The following is a 17,772-nucleotide window of genomic DNA, read 5'->3' on the forward strand; positions in this document are numbered from 1 at the left end:
CCGCGCGGCTACCTCTTGCCCTCCGGACCGGCCAGTCCGGCCCGGCGGAGGGCGTCGGCCATCGCGCTGTTCGCCGGCGGGGCGGCCTCGCGGCGGCGCCCGCCGCGCTCGCCGCCGACCTGGCGCCGTTCGCCCCTGCGGTCGCGCTGGCGCGGCGCTCCGCCGCCCTGGTTCCGGCCGCCCTCCCGGCCGCCGCGCCCGCCCCCGGAGCCCGCCCGCTCCTCGTCCAGGCGGAGGGTCAGCGAGATCCGCTTGCGCGGCACCTCGACGTCCAGCACCTTCACCCGGACGATGTCGCCCGGCTTGACGACGTCGCGCGGGTCCTCGACGAACTTCTCGGACATCGCCGAGACGTGCACCAGGCCGTCCTGGTGGACTCCGATGTCGACGAACGCGCCGAAGGCGGCCACGTTGGACACCACGCCCTCCAGCACCATGCCCGCGGCCAGATCACCGATCTTCTCCACGCCCTCCTTGAAGCGGGCCGTGCGGAAGGCCGGGCGCGGGTCCCGCCCGGGCTTCTCCAGCTCCTTCAGGATGTCGGTGACCGTCGGCAGCCCGAAGGTGTCATCGGTGAACTTCTCCGGCTTCAGGGTGCGCAGCAGCGCGGTGTTGCCGATGATGCCGGCGACGTCCGAGCCCGCCTCGCGCACCATGCGGCGCACCACGGGGTAGGCCTCCGGGTGCACGCTGGAGGCATCCAGCGGATCCTCCCCGTCGCGGATGCGCAGGAAGCCCGCGCACTGCTCGTACGCCTTCGGGCCGAGCCGGGGCACCTCCTTGAGGGCCTTGCGGCTGCGGAACGGGCCGTTGGCGTCCCGGTGCGCGACGATGTTCTCGGCGAGTGTGGTGCCGATGCCCGAGACTCTGGAGAGCAGCGGGGCCGAGGCGGTGTTGACGTCCACCCCGACGCCGTTGACGCAGTCCTCGACCACCGTGTCCAGCGAGCGGGACAGCTTCACCTCGGACAGGTCGTGCTGGTACTGGCCGACGCCGATGGACCGGGGGTCGATCTTCACCAGCTCGGCCAGCGGGTCCTGGAGCCGGCGCGCGATGGACACCGCCCCGCGCAGCGAGACGTCGAGATCCGGGAGCTCACGCGAGGCGTAGGCCGAGGCGGAGTACACCGAGGCGCCCGCCTCCGAGACCAGGACCGAGGTCAGCTTCAGCTCCGGAAGCCGGGCGACGAGCTCACCGGCCAGCTTGTCCGTCTCGCGGGAGGCGGTGCCGTTGCCGATGGCGACGAGCTCGACGGCGTGCTCCTTCGCCAGGGCGGCGAGCCGCTCCAGCGCCTGGTCCCACTGACGCTGCGGGGCGTGCGGGTAGACGGTGTCGGTGGCCGCGACCTTGCCGGTGGCGTCCACCACGGCGACCTTGACGCCGGTGCGCAGACCGGGGTCGAGCCCCATGGTGGGCCTGGTCCCGGCCGGGGCGGCCAGCAGCAGGTCCCGGAGGTTGGCGGCGAACACGCCCACCGCGTCGTCCTCCGCGGCGGTGCGCAGCCGGGTGCGCAGATCGATGCCGAGGTGGACGAGGATCCGGGTGCGCCAGCACCAGCGGACCGTCTCGGCCAGCCACGCGTCGGCCGGCCGGCCCCGGGCGGCGATGCCGAAGCGGGCGGCGATGGCCCGCTCGTAGCTGCCCGGGCCCTCCTCGGGGGCGTCACCGGGCGCCTCGGGGACCAGGCTGAGATCGAGGATCTCCTCCTTCTCCCCCCGCAGCAGGGCCAGCACCCGGTGCGAGGGCAGGGCGGTGAAGGGCTCGGAGAAGTCGAAGTAGTCCGCGTACTTGGCGCCGGCCTCCTCCTTGCCCTCGCGCACCCGCGAGACCAGGCGGCCCTGGCTCCACATGCGCTCGCGCAGCTCGCCGATGAGGTCGGCGTCCTCGCCGAAGCGCTCGGTGAGGATGGCCCGGGCCCCCTGCAGGGCCGCGTCGGTGTCCGGGACTCCGCGCTCGGGGTCGACGTGGCCGGCGGCGGCCGCGGCCGGTTCCGCCGACGGGTCGGCGAGCAGCCCGTCGGCCAGGGGCTCCAGGCCGGCCTCCCGGGCGATCTGGGCCTTGGTCCGGCGCTTGGGCTTGTAGGGGAGGTAGATGTCCTCCAGCCGCGCCTTGGTCTCCGCTGCGCGGATCCGGGCCTCCAGCGCGGCGTCGAGCTTGCCCTGGCTCCGCACGGACTCCAGGACGGCTTCGCGCCGCTCCTCCAGCTCCCGCAGGTAGCGCAGCCGCTCCTCCAGGGCGCGCAGCTGCGCGTCGTCGAGGGTGCCGGTCGCCTCCTTGCGGTAGCGGGCGATGAAGGGGACGGTGGAGCCGCCGTCGAGCAGACCGACGGCAGCCGTCACCTGCCCTTCGCCGACGCCCAGCTCCTCGGCGATCCTGGCCTCGATGGACCGCCCTGCGACGGACTGTGTCACGATCAGATCACGCTCCGCTGTCTCACCGCGCGCTCTGCGCGGCGGCCTGCATTCTGACAGGCCGGACCGACACGGGGGGAGTCAGGCACGCCCGGGGAGCCGCCCGGGAACCGCCCGGACGGCACGGACGGTGACGCCGGGCACCCGGCGATGGCAGGATGCCGGCGGGAGAACACGAACGGACGCCGCGCACTCCGGCTGGGTGCGCGGCGGCCGTCCCGGCGCCGGTCAGGAAGCGGAGTTCCCCGCTTCCGCGGAAGCCGGTGGCGTGCGCGCCAGGCGCTCGCCCTCCACATCCACCCGGGGCAGCACCCGGTCCAGGGACCGCGGCAGCCACCAGGCGCTGCGCCCCATCAGGGACAGGACCGCCGGCACGATGGTCATCCGGACGACGAAGGCGTCGAAGAGCACCGCCGCCGCGAGGCCGAAGCCGACCATCTTGATCATGGCGTCGTCCGAGCCGACGAAACCGGCGAACACGCTGATCATGATGACGGCGGCAGCGGTGACCACCCGGGCTCCGTGCCGGAAGCCGGTCACGATGGCCTGGTCCGGCTCCTCCCCGTGCACATGCGCCTCCCGCATCCGGGTGACGAGGAACACCTCGTAGTCCATGGCGAGGCCGAAGACCACGCCGATGAGGAAGATGGGCATCAGGCTCATCACCGGACCGGTGGTGTCCACCCCGAACAGGCCGCTCAGCCATCCCCACTGGAAGACCGCGACCACGGCCCCCAGGGCGGCGAAGACCGACAGCAGGAAGCCGAGGGCGGCCTTCAGCGGCACCAGGAGGGAGCGGAAGACGAGGGTCAGCAGGATGAAGGCGAGGGAGACGACCACGGCCAGGTAGGGGGCGAGGGCGTCGCCGAGCCGCTGCGAGACGTCGATGGCCATCGCCGTCTGGCCGGTGACCAGCACGGTGGCACCGGTCTCGGCCTCCAGGGAGCCGGCCGCGTCGCGGATGGCGTCCACCAGGTCCTCGGTCTCGGGGCTGCTGGGCTCCGAGAGCGGGATCGCGGTGATCATCGCGGTGTCGCCCTCGGCGTTGAAGGTGGCCGGGGTTGCCGCGACCACGTTGTCCATGCCGGCCACCGTCTCGGTGACGGTGTCGGCCGCCGCCTGCGGGTCGGCGCTGCCGGAGGTGTCGACGGTGAGCAGCAGCGGACCGTTGAAGCCCGGGCCGAAGGATTCGGCCAGCAGGTCGTATGCCTTGCGCTGGGTGGTGGACGTGGACTGGCTGCCGTCGTCGGGCAGGCCGAGTTCCAGGTCGGTGGCCGGAATCGCCACGACGCCGAGGCCGACGACTCCGGCGAGCAGGACCGCGACGGGCCGGCGGATGACCATGCGGGCCCAGCGGGTGCCCATGTTGGGCCGGCCGCCCTCGGTAGGGCTCTCCCCCTCGACGGTGGCCCGCCTGGAGGCCCGGGGCAGGACCCGGTGCCCGGCGAAGCCGATCACGGCGGGAATCAGCGTGACGCCGATCAGGACGGCGATGGCGACGGCCGCGGCGGCGGCCAGACCCATCTTGGTGAGGATCGGGATGTCGACCACGGCCAGGCCGGCGAGCGCGATGATCACGGTGAGACCGGCGAAGACCACGGCCGAGCCGGCGGTGCCGGTGGCCCGGCCGACCGCCTCCTCGGGGCGGTGGCCCTCGGCCACTTCCGCCCGGTAGCGGGAGACGATGAACAGGGCGTAGTCGATGCCGACGGCCAGCCCCAGCATCATCGCCAGGATGGGCGTGGTGCTGTCCAGGTCCAGGGTCCCGCTCAGCGCGGTAATGGCCGACACGGCGATGCCGACGCCGATGAGCGCGGTGATCAGCGGCAGCCCGGCGGCGACCAGGGAGCCCAGGGTGACCACCAGCACGAGGGCGGCCACGCCGATGCCGATGACCTCGGCGATGCCGGTGTGCGGCACCTGGAACAGCGCGTCACCGCCGATCTCGACGGTGAGGCCGGCGTCCCGGCCGGTCTGTGCGGCGTCCAGCAGGGCGTCGCGGTCCTCCTCGGCGATCTCGGTGCCGCTCACCAGGTAGGAGACCTGGGCGTATGCCGTGGACTCGTCCTGGCTCACCGCACCGGACTCGAAGGGCTCGGCGACGGCGGCCACGTCGTCCGAGCTCGCGCCGAGCTCACCGACGACCTCTTCGATGGTGGCCTGGTGAGCCGGATCGGTGATCTGCTCACCCTCCGGGGCTCGGAAGACCACACGGGCGGTGGCGCCGTCGGCCCCCGTGCCGGGGAACCGCTCCTGCAGGAGGTCGAAGGCCTCCTGCGCCTCGGTGCCGGGGATGGAGATGTCGTCCGAGGGCTGGCTGGAGACGGTGGCGGCACTGACCCCGGCCAGCGCCAGGGCGACGACCCAGAACAGGGCGATCAGCCGGCGCCGGGCGAAGGCCGTGCGGCCCAGCCGGTAGAGGAATGTCGCCATGAGGCGGTGGGCTCCCATCGGGTTCGTGCGGGATCGGGCGTACGGAGGGGCCCCGTCCGGTGGGGCAGCGGGACGAGGTGGCGCAGGGCAGCGGTCAGGGCAGCCGGAGCGCGGGGCGGATGACGGCGTCGATGAAGCGGTCGAGGTACTCGGTGTCGGCATGCCGGCCCTCGATCAGCGGGCGGCTCATCAGCGCTCCCAGGAACACGGGAACCAGATAGTCGCTGGCCGGGTTCCCGGCATCGAGCTCACCGCGGTCCACCGCCCGGGCGAGGGCCGCCTTCAGGATCCGGATCTCGGGGTCGAAGAGCACCTCCCGCAGGGCCCGCATCAGCTCCGGGTCACGGAAACCGGCGTGGCTGAGCGCGTGCAGCAGCGCGGTGTCCTCCCCGGCGCTCTCGCTGACCTGCCGGGACATCTCGCGCAGGTCCCCCTCCAGCGTGCCGGTGTCGATGTCGCCCAGCGAGATGCCCTTGGACTGCCGCAGGGCGGACATCACCAGTTGCAGCTTGCTGTGCCACTGCCGGTAGAGGGTTGCCTTGCTGGACCTGGTGCGGGAGGCGACGGCGTCCATGGTGAGCGCGTCGTATCCCCGTTCGCGCAGCAGTTCCAGCACGGCCTCGTAGAGCTCCTGCTCCCGCTCCGGGGTCAGCTTGGTGCGGGCGCTGCGCGCCGGCACCGGGGAGGTGGACTGCTCCTGCATGACGCGGTCCCCGTCGATCGAAACGATGTCGTACACCAGGAGCGTAGGCAGATCATCTTGCGAAACGCAAACGGATCGATACGGAGGCGTTTCCGTTGTGAGGCAGTTCACTGCGCGGCCGCCCTGGGCCTCCCCACGGCGGTCCCGGCGCTTGTTCCACGCCAAATTTCCGTGCCCCACCAGGGGTCTTTCCGGTCGCCCGCCAAGGGTTCCCGCCCTCCGGCGGTGACAGGGGAAGGCAGGCCCTCGGGGCGCGTCCCGCCCGTTCGCTCCCCGGGCCGGGCGGGCGCGCCCCCGGGCCGGGCGGGCGCCGCCCTCGGGTGGGCGTCCTCCCTTTGCCGGTGCAGAACCCGCCCTTCGCTCCGGAGAGACCCGGCACACCGCGGCGCCGGGGGCGGGAACCGGACACTCCCACCGCGAAAAGGGCTGTACGGACCCGTCCGTACCCGGCCGGGTGAGTGATATGAACGGCATATGCACTCCGAACCACTCTCCCGCCGCTGGTCATTGACCGCCCGGAAGGAAGACCTCGCGCGCTTCCGCCGGATGGCCGCGCGGGTTCTGCGGGAGTGGGGTGCGCCGCAGCACACCGCGGAGGTCGTACTGCACGGAGTGACCGAGCTCCTGGCCAACGTGGCCCGGCACGTGGAGGATCCGCGCTGCGTCCTGGAGATCACCCGGTGCCCCGAGGCCGTGCGGGTCTCGGTCCACGACCGCTCCCCCCGGCTGCCGGAGATCACCCTCCCGGACTGGACGGCCGAGGCGGGGCGCGGACTGTGGCTGCTGCGGGAGATGGCCGACGAGCTGGGCTACGCGGCGACCGACGGGGGCAAGCACATCTGGATCCGCGTGGCCGCCGAACCGCTCGCCGCCCGGCCACCGGAACAGACAGGAAGGGCTCCGGCCGGGCAGCTCAGTGAGCGGTGAGGCGGTCCGCGTAGAGGGCGGACGGCTCGATGCCGGCCTCGGCTCGCAACTGCTCGGCCCGCCCCAGGTCCTCGCACGGCCACAGCACCGGAACGCCGTCGCACATCCCGGCGATCTGGGTCCCGTACATCTGCCGCCGCCCTTCGTTGACCAGCACCCGGTCCCGCAGGAACGCCAGGTCCCGCGCACTGGCCTGATCCTGGGCGGCGGCACGCTCCATCAGCTGGAGCGCCCGGCGCTGGACATCGAGCTGACGGTCGGCGTGCTGCGCGATCAGCCATGCCCCGCGCGCGGCCTCCCGCCCCACCAGCGCGAAGGTGGGCCAGCCGTACTGGTGCATGATCTGCCCCAGCCGGTCGCCGTTGCGGGCCGTCAGCAGGTGCCACGCCAGCAGTTCGTCGACATTCTCGCTGTTCGCGTAGTGCGTGACGCGGTGGTCCCGCGTGGCCATGTCGAGGAGCTCTTCCGCCAGCCTGGTGTCCACGCGGCCGATGCTACAAGCGGACCATCCGAGGGAACCGGTGTTCGCGCCGAGAAACGCGCCTTCCTGGCGCGCCGGCGCACCAAGCGGCGCGCGCCACATCGGCGCGCGCCGCCCGGTCCGGCGGCCGGGCGCTCAGGCGTCCGTGAAGATCTCTCCCGCCTCCGCCTTCGCCACCAGCAGTTCCGGCGGGGCGAAGCGGTCGCCGTAGCGGGCGGCCAGCTCCTCGGCGCGGGCCACGAAGCCGGGCAGACCGCCGGGGTAGCCGTTGATGTACTGCAGCACTCCCCCGGTCCAGGCCGGGAAGCCGATGCCCAGGATGGAGCCGATGTTGGCGTCGGCGACCGAGGTGAGGACCCCCTCGGACAGCAGCCGGACGGTGTCCAGCGACTGCGCGAACAGCATCCGCTCCCGCATGTCGGCCTGCGGGATGTCCACGTCCTGCCGGGTGAAGTGCTCCCGCAGACCGGGCCACAGGCGGGTGCGCCGGCCGTCCTCGTAGTCGTAGAAGCCGGCTCCGCCGCTGCGCCCGGTCCGGCCGAACTCGTCGATCATCCGGTCCAGTACCGCCTCGGCCGGGTGCGGCTGCCAGGTACCGCCCGCCGCCTCCACGGCCGCCCGGCTCTCCGCGCGGATGGCGCGCGGCAGGGTGAGGGTCAGCTCGTCCACCAGGGACAGCACCTTCGCCGGGAACCCCGCCTGCGCGGCGGCCTGCTCGACCGAGGAGGGATCGGCGCCCTCGCCGACCAGCGCCACGCCCTCGTTGATGAGGCCGCCGATCACCCGGGAGGTGAAGAAGCCCCGGGAGTCGTTGACGACGATCGGCGTCTTGCCGATCCGGCGCACCAGGTCGAAGGCGCGCGCCAGCGTCTCGTCGGTGGTGCGCTCCCCGCGGATGATCTCGACCAGCCGCATTTTGTCGACCGGGGAGAAGAAGTGCAGCCCGATGAAGTCGCCCTGGCGTTCCACTCCTTCGGCGAGGCTGGTGATGGGCAGCGTGGAGGTGTTGGAGCACAGCAGCGCGTCGGGCGCCACCACGTCCTGCACCTCCTGGAAGACCCGGTGCTTGAGCTCCTGGTTCTCGAAGACGGCCTCGATCACCACGTCGCAGCCGGCCAGGTCCTTGGCCTCGGCGGTCGGGGTGATCCGGGCCAGCAGCGCCTCCCGCTGCTGCGGGGTGGTGCGTCCGCGGGCCACCGCCTTGTCCAGCAGCCCCGCCGAGTAGTCCTTGCCGCGCTCGGCCGCCTCCACCGAGACGTCCTTCAGCATCACCTCCAGGCCCGCCTTGGCGCAGGAATAGGCGATGCCCGCGCCCATCATCCCGGCGCCCAGCACCGCGACCCGGGAGGCGGGGCGCTCGGCGATACCGGCCGGACGGCTCGCGCCGGAGTTGACGGCCTGCAGGTCGAAGAAGAACGCCTGGATCATGTTCTTCGCGGTCTGCCCGATGACCAGCTCGGTGAAGTACCGGGCCTCGATGACCTGCGCGGTCTCGAAGTCCACCTGTGCGCCCTCGACGGCGGCGGCCAGGATGTTGCGCGGCGCTGGGTAGGGGGCGCCGCCGGTCTGCTTGCGCAGGTTCGCCGGGAAGGCCGGGAGGTTCGCGGCGAACTTCGGGTGCGCCGGGGTGCCGCCGGGGATGCGGTAGCCCTTGACGTCCCAGGGCTGCTGCGCCTGCGGGTGGGCGTCGATGAAGGCGCGGGCGCGGGCGGTCAGCTCCTCGGCGGAGGTCACCACCTCGTGCACCAGGCCCTTCTCCAGGGCCCGCGCGGGGTTGTACTGCTGCCCCTGGAGCAGCACGTTGAGCAGGGCGTCGGTGATGCCGAGCAGCCGCACGGTGCGGGCCACGCCGCCGCCCCCGGGCAGCAGGCCGAGGGTGACCTCGGGCAGTCCGAGCCTGCAGCCGGGGGTGTCGAGGACCACCCGGTGGTGGCAGGCCAGCGCGATCTCCAGACCGCCGCCCAGCGCGCTGCCGTTGACGGCCGCGACGACGGGCTTGCCGAGCTTCTCGATGCGGCGCAGGTTGCGCTTCATCCGCATGCTGCGGTCGAAGACCTCCTGGGCCTGCTCCGGCCGCACGGCGATCAGGTGGCGCAGGTCGCCACCGGCGAAGAAGGTCTTCTTCGCCGAGGTGATGATCACTCCGCGCACCGACTCGGCTTCCGCCTCCAGCCTGTCGGCCACCGCCTCCAGGGACGCGGAGAAGGCGGGGTTCATCGTGTTGGCGGACTGGTCGGGGTCGTCCAGGGTGAGCGTGACGATGTCGTCGGCGTCGCGTTCCCAGCGGATGGTGGTGGGCGCTGCGGACTCAGGCATGGTGTCGGTCTTTCGGCAGAGGGAGGCGTCGGAAGGCTCGGGGCGGGGTCCGGTGCGTCACAGGCGTTCGACGACGGTGGCGATGCCCATCCCGCCGCCCACGCACAGCGTGGCCAGGCCGTAGCGCAGGTCGCGGCGCTCCAGCTCGTCGATGAGCGTGCCCAGGATCATCGCGCCGGTGGCGCCCAGCGGATGGCCCATGGCGATGGCGCCGCCGTTGACGTTGACCTTGTCCATGTCCAGGCCGAGGTCCCGGACGAAGCGCAGCACGACCGCGGCGAACGCCTCATTGATCTCGACCAGGTCGATGTCGTCGATGGTCAGCCCGGCCTTGGCCAGTGCCTTGCGGGTCGCGGGCGCCGGGCCGGTGAGCATGATGGTCGGCTCCGAGCCGGTGACCGCCGCGGAGACGATCCGCGCCCTGGGGGTGAGGCCGCAGCTCTCGCCCGCCTGCTTGGAGCCGATGAGGGTGAGGGCCGAGCCGTCGACGATGCCGGAGGAGTTGCCCGCGTGGTGGACGTGGTCGATCTTCTCCACCCAGTGGTACTTCTGCAGCGCGACGGCGTCGAACCCGCCCTGCTCGCCCATGGCGGCGAACGAGGGACGCAGGGCGGCCAGCGTGTCGGCCGTGGTGCCGGGGCGCATGTGCTCGTCGCGGTCCAGGACGGTCAGCCCGGCCCGGTCGGTGACGGGGACGACGGAGCGGTCGAAGCGCCCCTCCTTCCACGCCTGCGCCGCACGTTCCTGGGAGAGGGCCGCGTACTCGTCGACGTCACGGCGCGAGAAGCCCTCGATGGTGGCGATGAGGTCGGCACCGACGCCCTGCGGCACGAAGTGGGCCTCGAAGTTCGTCATCGGATCCATGGCCCAGGCGCCGCCGTCGGAGCCGATCGGCACCCGGGACATGGACTCCACCCCGCCGGCCAGCACCAGGTCCTCCCAGCCGGAACGGACCTTGGCCGCTGCCAGGTTGACCGCCTCCAGACCGGAGGCGCAGAAGCGGTTCTCCTGCACACCGGCCACGGTGTCCGGCAGCCCGGCGGCGATGGCGGCGATCTTGGCGATGACGGACCCCTGGTCGCCCACGGGGCTGACCACGCCGAGCACGACGTCGTCGATCAGCGCGGGGTCCAGGCCCGGCAGCCGGCGGCGCATCTCGTGGATGAGGCCGACCACCAGGTCCACGGGCTTGGTGCCGTGCAGGGCGCCACCGGCCTTGCCGCGACCGCGCGGGGTGCGGATGGCCTCGTAGACGTACGCCTCGGGTACAGCGGTGCTCACGGGTGGTTCTCCTCCGTCAGGCGAGCAGCGACCGGCCGACGATCTCTTTCATGATCTCGGTCGTGCCGCCGTAGATGGTCTGAATCCGCCCGTCGGTGAATGCCCGGGCGACGGGGTACTCGGTCATGTAGCCGTAGCCGCCGTGCAGTTGCAGGCAGCGGTCGGCGACGCGCTTCTGCAGCTCGGTGGCCCACCACTTGGCCATCGAGGCGTGCACCGCGTCCAGCTCCCCCGCGTCGTGACCGGTGATGCAGCGGTCCACGAAGGTGCGGGTGACGGCGCACTCGGTGGCCATCTCGGCGATCTCGAACCGGATGTGCTGGAACTTCGCCAGCGGGCGTCCGAACGCCTCGCGTTCCTTGACGTACCCGGTGGTGATCTCCACCAGGTACTCGGCGGCGGTGATCGCGGACATCGCGATGGCCAGCCGTTCCTGCGGCAGGTTGGCCATCAGGTGGCCGAAGGCGCCGCCCTCCTCGCCGAGCAGGTTCTCCTTGGGGACGCGGACGTCACGGAAGAACAGCTCGGCGGTGTCCTGGGACTTCTGTCCGATCTTGTCCAGGTTGCGGCCGCGCTCGAACCCTTCCATGCCCCGCTCCACCACGAGCAGGCTCAGCCCTTTCGCCCCGCCCTCCGGGCCGGTGCGGGCCACGACGATCACCAGGTCGGCGAGTATGCCGTTGGAGATGAAGGTCTTGGCGCCGTTGAGGAGCCAGTGGTCGCCCCGGTCCTCGGCGGCGGTGCGGATGCCCTGGAGGTCGGAGCCGGCGCCCGGCTCGGTCATGGCGATGGCGGTGATCAGCTCGCCGGAGCAGAAGCCGGGCAGCCAGCGCCGCTTCTGCTCCTCGGTGGCCAGCGAGGTGAGGTACGGGCCGATGACGTCGTTGTGCAGCCCCACGGCGAACCCGGCCGCGCCGGCCCGGGTGAACTCCTCGGTCAGCACGGCGCTGAAGCGGAAGTCGTCCGCGCCCTGCCCCCCGTACTCCTCCGGCACCGCAAGGCCCAGCAGCCCCTGGCGTCCGGCGGCCCGCCACGCCTCGCGGGAGACGATGCCGTCGGCCTCCCACTGCGCGTAGTGCGGCAGGACCTCCCTGGCCAGGAAGGCGCGCACGCTCTCCCGGAAGGCGTCGTGGTCGGGCCCGAACAGGGTGCGCTTCACCGTGCCTCCTCCTGACCGGCGGCGGCCGGCTCCGTGTCCAGTCGCGCGAGATCCCAGTCCCGGGCGATCCCGGCGGTGTCGGCGCCGGGAATGGCCGGACCGCGCCTGATGGCGCCGGGGGTGGCGGAGAAGCGGGGCGCGGGCGCGGGCTGCGTGATGCCGCCGTGCTCCGTGAAGGTGCCGCGCGCGGCCAGGTGCGGGTGCTCCGGGGCCTCGCGCAGCGACAGCACGGGGGCCACGCAGGCGTCGGAGCCGTCGAAGACCTCCGTCCAGTGCGCCCGGGTGTGCCGGGCGAAGGCCCGGGCGATCACCGAGCGCAGCTCGGGCCAGCGGGCGAGGTCGTCACGGTCGGGCACCTCGTCCTCCACGCCCAGCAGGCGCAGGAACTCAGCGTAGAAGCGCGGCTCCAGCGGGCCCACCGTCATCCAGCCGCCGTCGGAGGTGGCGTAGGCCGAGTAGAAGGGGGTGCCGCCGTCCAGGATGTTGGCCTCCCGGCGATCCTGCCATGCGCCGGTGGCCAGCATGCCGTGCAGCATGGTGGTCAGGTGGGAGGTCCCGTCGACGATGGCCGCGTCCACCACCTGGCCCTCCCCGGTGGCGCGGGCGTGGTGCAGGGCGGCCAGGACGCCGACGACCAGGTACATCGACCCGCCGGCGTAGTCGCCCAGCAGGTTGGCCGGCACCGAGGGCGGCCCGTCGGCCGGACCGATCAGGCCCAGGGCCCCGGTGATGCCGACGTAGCCGATGTCGTGCCCGGCCCGCAGAGCCCACGGGCCGTCCTGGCCCCAGCCGGTCATGCGCCCGTAGACCAGCCTCGGGTTGCGGGCCCGGCACTCCTCGGGGCCCACGCCCAGGCGTTCGGCGACGCCCGGCCGGTAGCCCTCGATCAGCACGTCGGCGCGTTCGGCCAGGTCCAGCACCAGCTCTGCGGCGCCCTCGGTCTTCAAGTCCAGCAGCACCGAGCGCTTGTTGCGGTTGGTGATGTCGGTGGCCGGGTCGATGTGCGGCCAGGAGCTGCCGGGCCGGTCCACGCGCACCACGTCGGCGCCCAGGTCGGCCAGCAGCATCGCGGCGAACGGCCCGGGCCCGATCCCGGCCAGCTCGACCACCCGCACACCCGCCAGCGGCCCGCCGCCGTCGCTCGTTCCTGCTGTCATACGCGCGCCCCCAGGGCATGCCGGTACCGCTGTCGCTGCTCCGCTCGATCATAAGAACGTGTTTCACTTTTTACAAGGTCCGCCCCGTCGGACCCGCCTCACTCCGGCGGCGCGGCGGTGATCCGCTTCTCGAACCAGTGGTGGGCGTACGGCTCGTCGTTGAACGCGGGGACCTCCTGGAAGCCGCAGGAGCGGTAGAGGCCGATCGCGGGGCCCAGGGCCTTGTTGGTGTCCAGGCGCAGCGTGTCGTAGCCGTGCCGGGCGGCCCGGGTCTCCAGCTCGGTGAGGAACCGGCGGCCGAGGCCGAGGCCCCGGGTGCCCGGCGCGACCCACATCCGCTTGATCTCGGCCGGGACACCGGGCAGCAGCTTCAGACCGGCGCAGCCGACGGGCTCGCCGTGCAGCCGGGCGACCAGGAACAGCCCGCGCGGCGCCCGCAGCTCGCCGGCGTCGGGCAGCAGGCTCCGCGCGGGGTCGAAGCCGGTCTCGAAGCGCTCCTGCAGCTCGGTGAAGTAGGACCGCAGGCAGTGCCGGGCGTCGGGGTGGTCCGGATCGATGGCGTCCAGCGTGACCGTCGCGGCGGTCAGCAGCCGTTCGACCTCGGCCATGGCCGCGACCAGCCGGGTGCGCTGGGTGTCGTTGAGCGGCCGCAGCAGGGAACCGGCCAGCTCGTCGCTGCGGCCGTCCAGCACGGCACGTTCCGCGCGGCCCGCCTCGGTCAGCCGGACGGCGCGCACCCGCCTGTCCTGCGGCTGCGGCTCCACCGTCACCAGCCCGTCGGCCTCCAGGGAGCGCAGCAGCCGGCTGACGTAGCCGGAATCCAGCCCGAGACGCTCGCGCAGCCGCCGTACGTCCTGCCCCTGCTCGCCGATCTCCCACAGCAGCCGGGCCTCACCCACGGGCCGGCCGAGCCCCAGGTAGCGGTCGTGGAGCACGCCCACGCGTTCGGTGACGGTGCGGTTGAACCGCCGCACCCCTTCGATCTGCGCATTGTCCATTCCCTGACTCTAGTCAGGGAACGCTCCGGCCGACCAGCCTCGGTACGCGCGGGAGACGCACATGCTCTGGACTCAGGTGCGTCGGGCGGCCCAGGCGGTGCGCTCGGTCCGCATGACCAGGTCGTCGCGACGCAGGATGCTGTACGGACCGTCGGTGTCCAGGAGCCGGTCCAGCGCGGCGATGTCCTCGGGGGGAAGCGCTCCGGCGACGGTGCCGCGGATGCGCCGCAGACCTTCAAGGGCGTAGCGGCCGACTGCTTCACTGCGAGTGCCCTCGATGTTCACCTCGACGGCGCGTTCCCCCTCGACCGTGAATCCGGCGGCGGCCAGCATCGGCCCCCAGTCGGCACCGCGGTGGGGCAGGTGCTCGGCGTGCAGGCGGTCGGCCACGGCGTGGCAGCGCTCCTCCAGGCCGGGCCGGTCCTCGGGGGCGCTTACGGGCAGGAAGCGGGGGAAGCCGGCCAGTTCGACGAGGGCGAGCAGACCGCCGGGTGCGAGCGCGTCGTGGACGGCGCGCAGCACACGGGCGGGGTCGGCCATGTGATGCATCGAGGCCGACGCCCACACCAGGTCCGGTGAGCCGAAGTCGGGCAGGGCAGGGCCGTCGAGGTCCGCCAGTACGGTGCGGACCCGCTCCTCCACGCCACGGGCGCACGCCTTCTCACGCAGGCGCTGGAGGTGTCCGGCCGACGCGTCGACGGCGGTGACGTGCGCCTCGGGGAAGCGGTCGAGGAGGGCGAAGGTGCCCGCGCCCGTGCCGCAGCCCAGATCCACGATCCGGTGCGGGGCGCTCTTCAGCGGCAGCCACCCGATGAGGGAGACCGTGTGCTCGGCGAGAACCTCGGCGTCCAGGTCGAGGATCTCCCCCTGGCCGGCGGTTCCGTGATCCTCGTGCCGTCCGGGTGCGGCACCGTGGTCGAAGGTGTGCGGGTGCGCTTGAGTCATGCCTTCACACTAGGACGGCAATGCGCCAACCGCATAGCGTCTTCCTGTTTACGCAAGACGAAGGCTGCCCGCGCAGCCCGGCGCGCAAGACGTCACCGCAGCGGAGGCCCGGAGCGGAAAGGGGACTTTGGGGCCGGCGAGGCAGACAGCACGTAGTGCACCGCACCGTCGTCGATGAAGAGGAAGTACGGGGAGCCCGTCTCCAGCAGTCCCAGCCCCCGGTCCAGCTCTCCGCCGTCGGCCAGCCAGCCCCGCACGGCCCGGGCCGGGTCCGGATCCAGCTGGTCGGCTATGTGCGCGGCCCTCCAGCTCAGCCAGAGCATCGCCCCCCACGCCGAATCGGGGGCGTGCACCCCGAGCCGAAACGCGCTGCCGTCCTCGGGGACATAGGCCAGACACACGCAGCGGATGCCCGCCACCGGCCCCGGGCCGGGCTCCGCCTCCGGCCCGGGCGTCTGCGGCGGGACCGCCTCGGTCCGCGCGCCCGGCGCCCCGGGCCCGGCGGTGAGCCGCCCGCTGCTCAGCGGAACGGGCGAGGCGAAGCCGTACGGCCGGACGTGGACCGTCCGGCGCCGGGCCCGGCGGCCCGCCGCCCGCGCCTGGCGCGGGCGGTACCGGACACCGCCGAGCAGAACGGCCGCCACGGCCACTACCGGACCTCCCCGGAGGGCTGTGCCGCCGTGACCTCGGCGGGCCCCCCGGCGCCCCGCCCTTCCGGAGCACCGGACGCGGATGCCGGCCCGCGGTCGATCTCCGCCCAAACCGTCTTCCCTCGCGACGAGCGGTCGGTGACTCCCCACCGCGCCGCCAGGGCGTCCACCAGCAGCAGACCGCGCCCGCTCTCACTGTCGTCGACGGGGCACCGGGACCAGTCCACGCCGGGCGCGCACCACCTGCCGGGCGCCGGACCGGTGTCGGTCACCTCGATGTGCACCGTGTCCGGCAACAGCAGCCCCGGCCCGGTGGCCAGCCGCAGCACGAATCCCTCACCACGACGGGTGCCGTGCGCCACGGCGTTGGCAGCCAACTCCCCCACCACCAGAGCGGCATCGTGTGCCCGGCCGTCGGCGGAAGCCCATCCCCAGTCGTCGAGACGCTGGGCTGTCAGCAGCCGGGCGAGCCGGACGCTGCGCCGGGAGGAGCGGAAGCGCTGCACGAAATCGTGGCTGAAAGCCGTCAGTTCACAGGTCGGATTTCCGGACGTCATGCCCTTGAGCGTGACCCACGATTCCACCGCCGGCCAGCCATGAATCCTGGGCAAAGAGCGGCTGTCCCACTTCGGCCCGCAGTTGTCCGGATTCCGGTGGGTGACGTCTCGTCCCGGTCGTCGTTGGCCACCACGAACCTGCCGAAAGGAGCGGATATGACCGCACAACATAAGCGACCGGCGGTGGAGGGATCCGCCGGGAGAGCGAAGGAGAGCAAGGCCGACTTCCACCCGGTCCTGCGGACCGTAGGAAAAATGATCAAGAAGCTCCGGGAACGCGCCGGGCTTACTCAGCCGGAGTTCGCCCTGGCCATCGGCTACGGAGTGGACCAGGTAGCGGCTGTGGAACGCGGACGGAGAGCCCCCAAGCCGGAGTTCATGGCGGCAGCGGAACGTGTGCTCGACGCCCAAGGCCTGCTGGACGCGGTCCAGGAAGAAGTCGAGGAGGCTCGGTACCCCCCGCGTTTCCAGGAGTTCGTGCGGCTGGAGGCGGAGGCCCTGGAGATCCACACCTACAGCACGCAGGTCGTGCCGGGACTTCTCCAGACCGAGGCGTACGCGCGGGCCCTCTACACCATGCGCCGCCCGGCTTTCACCGAAGAGGTCATCGAGCAACAGGTGGAAGCCCGGCTCGCCAGGCATCGCATCTTCAGCCGTCAGCCGCCGCCGATCACGAGCTTCGTCATCGAGGAAGCCGTCCTGCGCCGCCCACTGGGAGGCCGGGAGGTCATGCGGAACCAACTGCAGCACTTGCTGACCGCAGGACAGATGCGCACCGTGGAGATCCAGGTGATGCCGACAGGCCGCGAGGAGCACGCCGGGCTGGTCGGCCCGATGACCCTTCTGGAAACCGCCGACGAGACACGGGTGGCATATTCCGAGGGGCAGGAGAAGAGCAGATGGTTTCTCGAACGTCCGGAAGTGCGTGCGATCGACATCCGGTATGGCATCATCCGAGCGCAGGCTCTCACTCCCAGTGATTCCCTGGGCTACATCGAGACATTGCAGGGAGAGACATGACCAGTGACGCAACTGCCCGACCCACCAGTCCACTGCGCTGGCACACCAGCAGCCACAGCGATAACGCCGGAGGCGAGTGCGTCGAAGTCGCCCTCGCCCCCGGAGCGGTGCACGTCCGCGATACGAAAGACCGGGCGCGATCCTTGAAGCCCATACCGGCACGTGCGTGGACCGACTTCCTTCACCACGCCCTCCGCGGCTGACCAAGTCGCAGCGACTCCCCACGCCGAACCAAGTCCGCACCTGGCACGGTTCGGCAGCAGTGACCACCCTGACCGGCCCGCATCGAGATGCTGTCGCGATGCGGGCCGGCCGGGGGCGCGGGAAGCCCTGCCCCCCGAGGACGGCCCCAACGCGTCCCATCGTCGGACGAGTTCACCGAAGAGCCGCACAGGAGATGAGTGAACATGAACGAGAGCCCTCACCCGCACACCCTCCGCTGGTACAGAAGCAGTCACAGCGACAGCGCCGGTGGCGCCTGCGTCGAAGTCGCCCTCGGGCCATCGGCCGTCCACGTGCGGGACTCCAAGGACCACAACCAGTCCCTGTCCCCGGTCCGCGCTGATGCATGGGCACACTTCATCAACTACACCCACCACCTGATCCGGCCGCCGCCTGCGCGGTACGAGAGGAGCACTGTCATGTCTTCCTTCAGAGACAGCCGTCCACCGACGTGGTTCAAGAGCAGTCACAGTGACAGTGAGCTCTTTCCATCCTCAGTTTGAGCTGGTCAG

At 72.1% G+C, this 17,772-nt stretch carries 16 protein-coding genes; 4 read left to right on the forward strand and 12 right to left on the reverse strand.

Annotation, left to right across the window (positions count from 1 at the left end; translation table 11 throughout):
- Window positions 1–8: 8 nt before the first annotated feature.
- From ABD299_RS23180 to ABD299_RS23190, 3 genes are all read right to left on the reverse strand, one after another.
- Complete coding sequence (locus ABD299_RS23180; RefSeq protein WP_344266140.1) at window positions 9–2,411, reverse strand: Tex family protein; 2,403 nt, start codon at window positions 2,409–2,411, stop codon at window positions 9–11.
- A 228-nt stretch (window positions 2,412–2,639) separates the two neighbouring features.
- Window positions 2,640–4,844 carry an MMPL family transporter gene (locus ABD299_RS23185; RefSeq protein ID WP_344266143.1) on the reverse strand — a complete coding sequence of 735 codons (2,205 nt, stop codon included), beginning with the start codon at window positions 4,842–4,844 and terminating at the stop codon, window positions 2,640–2,642.
- Between the two features lie 94 nt (window positions 4,845–4,938).
- Window positions 4,939–5,583, reverse strand: a complete 645-nt coding sequence (locus ABD299_RS23190) for a TetR/AcrR family transcriptional regulator (RefSeq protein ID WP_425581406.1) — start codon at window positions 5,581–5,583, stop codon at window positions 4,939–4,941.
- 438 nt (window positions 5,584–6,021) lie between these two features.
- Between ABD299_RS23190 and ABD299_RS23195 the strand changes: the two genes are divergently transcribed.
- Entirely contained in the window at window positions 6,022–6,474 is a 453-nt protein-coding gene (locus ABD299_RS23195) for an ATP-binding protein (RefSeq protein WP_344266146.1), read from the forward strand.
- Here the strand turns inward: ABD299_RS23195 and ABD299_RS23200 are convergent.
- The 9 genes from ABD299_RS23200 to ABD299_RS23240 all read right to left on the reverse strand — a co-directional run bounded on the left by ABD299_RS23200 (window position 6,461) and on the right by ABD299_RS23240 (window position 16,018).
- Window positions 6,461–6,925 (reverse strand): DUF6624 domain-containing protein, encoded by a 465-nt coding sequence (locus tag ABD299_RS23200; protein ID WP_344266196.1) that lies wholly within the window; start codon window positions 6,923–6,925, stop codon window positions 6,461–6,463. The two genes, ABD299_RS23195 and ABD299_RS23200, sit on opposite strands and share 14 nt — an antisense overlap.
- Window positions 6,926–7,090: 165 nt before the next feature.
- Window positions 7,091–9,271 carry a 3-hydroxyacyl-CoA dehydrogenase NAD-binding domain-containing protein gene (locus ABD299_RS23205; RefSeq protein WP_344266149.1) on the reverse strand — a complete coding sequence of 727 codons (2,181 nt, stop codon included), beginning with the start codon at window positions 9,269–9,271 and terminating at the stop codon, window positions 7,091–7,093.
- 57 nt (window positions 9,272–9,328) lie between these two features.
- Complete coding sequence (locus tag ABD299_RS23210) at window positions 9,329–10,552, reverse strand: acetyl-CoA C-acetyltransferase (protein ID WP_344266152.1); 1,224 nt, start codon at window positions 10,550–10,552, stop codon at window positions 9,329–9,331.
- A 16-nt stretch (window positions 10,553–10,568) separates the two neighbouring features.
- On the reverse strand, window positions 10,569–11,711 hold the full coding sequence (locus tag ABD299_RS23215) for an acyl-CoA dehydrogenase family protein (RefSeq protein WP_344266154.1): 1,143 nt from the start codon (window positions 11,709–11,711) through the stop codon (window positions 10,569–10,571).
- Window positions 11,708–12,868 (reverse strand): CaiB/BaiF CoA transferase family protein, encoded by a 1,161-nt coding sequence (locus tag ABD299_RS23220; RefSeq protein WP_344266157.1) that lies wholly within the window; start codon window positions 12,866–12,868, stop codon window positions 11,708–11,710. The genes ABD299_RS23215 and ABD299_RS23220 overlap by 4 nt, the downstream gene beginning before the upstream one ends.
- A 98-nt stretch (window positions 12,869–12,966) precedes the next feature.
- Window positions 12,967–13,866 (reverse strand): bifunctional helix-turn-helix transcriptional regulator/GNAT family N-acetyltransferase, encoded by a 900-nt coding sequence (locus ABD299_RS23225; RefSeq protein WP_344266160.1) that lies wholly within the window; start codon window positions 13,864–13,866, stop codon window positions 12,967–12,969.
- A gap of 72 nt (window positions 13,867–13,938) precedes the next feature.
- On the reverse strand, window positions 13,939–14,811 hold the full coding sequence (locus ABD299_RS23230; protein WP_344266163.1) for a class I SAM-dependent methyltransferase: 873 nt from the start codon (window positions 14,809–14,811) through the stop codon (window positions 13,939–13,941).
- A gap of 92 nt (window positions 14,812–14,903) precedes the next feature.
- Window positions 14,904–15,455, reverse strand: coding sequence for a hypothetical protein (locus ABD299_RS23235; RefSeq protein WP_344266166.1), 552 nt, complete (start codon window positions 15,453–15,455; stop codon window positions 14,904–14,906).
- A gap of 5 nt (window positions 15,456–15,460) precedes the next feature.
- The gene (locus ABD299_RS23240; protein ID WP_344266169.1) at window positions 15,461–16,018 is read right to left on the reverse strand and encodes an ATP-binding protein; all 558 of its coding nucleotides are present in this window, start codon (window positions 16,016–16,018) and stop codon (window positions 15,461–15,463) included.
- Window positions 16,019–16,174: 156 nt separating this feature from the next.
- Between ABD299_RS23240 and ABD299_RS23245 the strand changes: the two genes are divergently transcribed.
- From ABD299_RS23245 to ABD299_RS23255, 3 genes are all read left to right on the forward strand, one after another.
- Window positions 16,175–17,038 carry a helix-turn-helix domain-containing protein gene (locus tag ABD299_RS23245; protein ID WP_344266172.1) on the forward strand — a complete coding sequence of 288 codons (864 nt, stop codon included), beginning with the start codon at window positions 16,175–16,177 and terminating at the stop codon, window positions 17,036–17,038.
- Window positions 17,035–17,241, forward strand: coding sequence for a DUF397 domain-containing protein (locus ABD299_RS23250; RefSeq protein WP_344266175.1), 207 nt, complete (start codon window positions 17,035–17,037; stop codon window positions 17,239–17,241). Before ABD299_RS23245 ends, ABD299_RS23250 begins: the two co-directional genes overlap by 4 nt.
- A 204-nt stretch (window positions 17,242–17,445) precedes the next feature.
- Complete coding sequence (locus ABD299_RS23255) at window positions 17,446–17,763, forward strand: DUF397 domain-containing protein (protein WP_344266177.1); 318 nt, start codon at window positions 17,446–17,448, stop codon at window positions 17,761–17,763.
- The last annotated feature ends 9 nt before the right edge of the window (window positions 17,764–17,772 follow it).

This window comes from Streptomyces sodiiphilus (genome assembly GCF_039529215.1).
Taxonomy (GTDB): domain Bacteria; phylum Actinomycetota; class Actinomycetes; order Streptomycetales; family Streptomycetaceae; genus Streptomyces; species Streptomyces sodiiphilus.

What these genes read in the sequence shown, in the direction of transcription:
- ABD299_RS23225 (WP_344266160.1), bottom strand. Translation starts at nt 13,866, where the DNA reads ATGGACAATGCGCAGATCGAAGGGGTGCGGCGGTTCAACCGCACCGTC.
- ABD299_RS23195 (WP_344266146.1), top strand. Translation starts at nt 6,022, where the DNA reads ATGCACTCCGAACCACTCTCCCGCCGCTGGTCATTGACCGCCCGGAAG.
- ABD299_RS23205 (WP_344266149.1), bottom strand. Translation starts at nt 9,271, where the DNA reads ATGCCTGAGTCCGCAGCGCCCACCACCATCCGCTGGGAACGCGACGCC.
- ABD299_RS23255 (WP_344266177.1), top strand. Translation starts at nt 17,446, where the DNA reads ATGAACGAGAGCCCTCACCCGCACACCCTCCGCTGGTACAGAAGCAGT.
- ABD299_RS23245 (WP_344266172.1), top strand. Translation starts at nt 16,175, where the DNA reads ATGACCGCACAACATAAGCGACCGGCGGTGGAGGGATCCGCCGGGAGA.
- ABD299_RS23185 (WP_344266143.1), bottom strand. Translation starts at nt 4,844, where the DNA reads ATGGCGACATTCCTCTACCGGCTGGGCCGCACGGCCTTCGCCCGGCGC.
- ABD299_RS23200 (WP_344266196.1), bottom strand. Translation starts at nt 6,925, where the DNA reads ATGGCCACGCGGGACCACCGCGTCACGCACTACGCGAACAGCGAGAAT.
- ABD299_RS23220 (WP_344266157.1), bottom strand. Translation starts at nt 12,868, where the DNA reads ATGACAGCAGGAACGAGCGACGGCGGCGGGCCGCTGGCGGGTGTGCGG.
- ABD299_RS23230 (WP_344266163.1), bottom strand. Translation starts at nt 14,811, where the DNA reads ATGACTCAAGCGCACCCGCACACCTTCGACCACGGTGCCGCACCCGGA.
- ABD299_RS23240 (WP_344266169.1), bottom strand. Translation starts at nt 16,018, where the DNA reads ATGACGTCCGGAAATCCGACCTGTGAACTGACGGCTTTCAGCCACGAT.
- ABD299_RS23250 (WP_344266175.1), top strand. Translation starts at nt 17,035, where the DNA reads ATGACCAGTGACGCAACTGCCCGACCCACCAGTCCACTGCGCTGGCAC.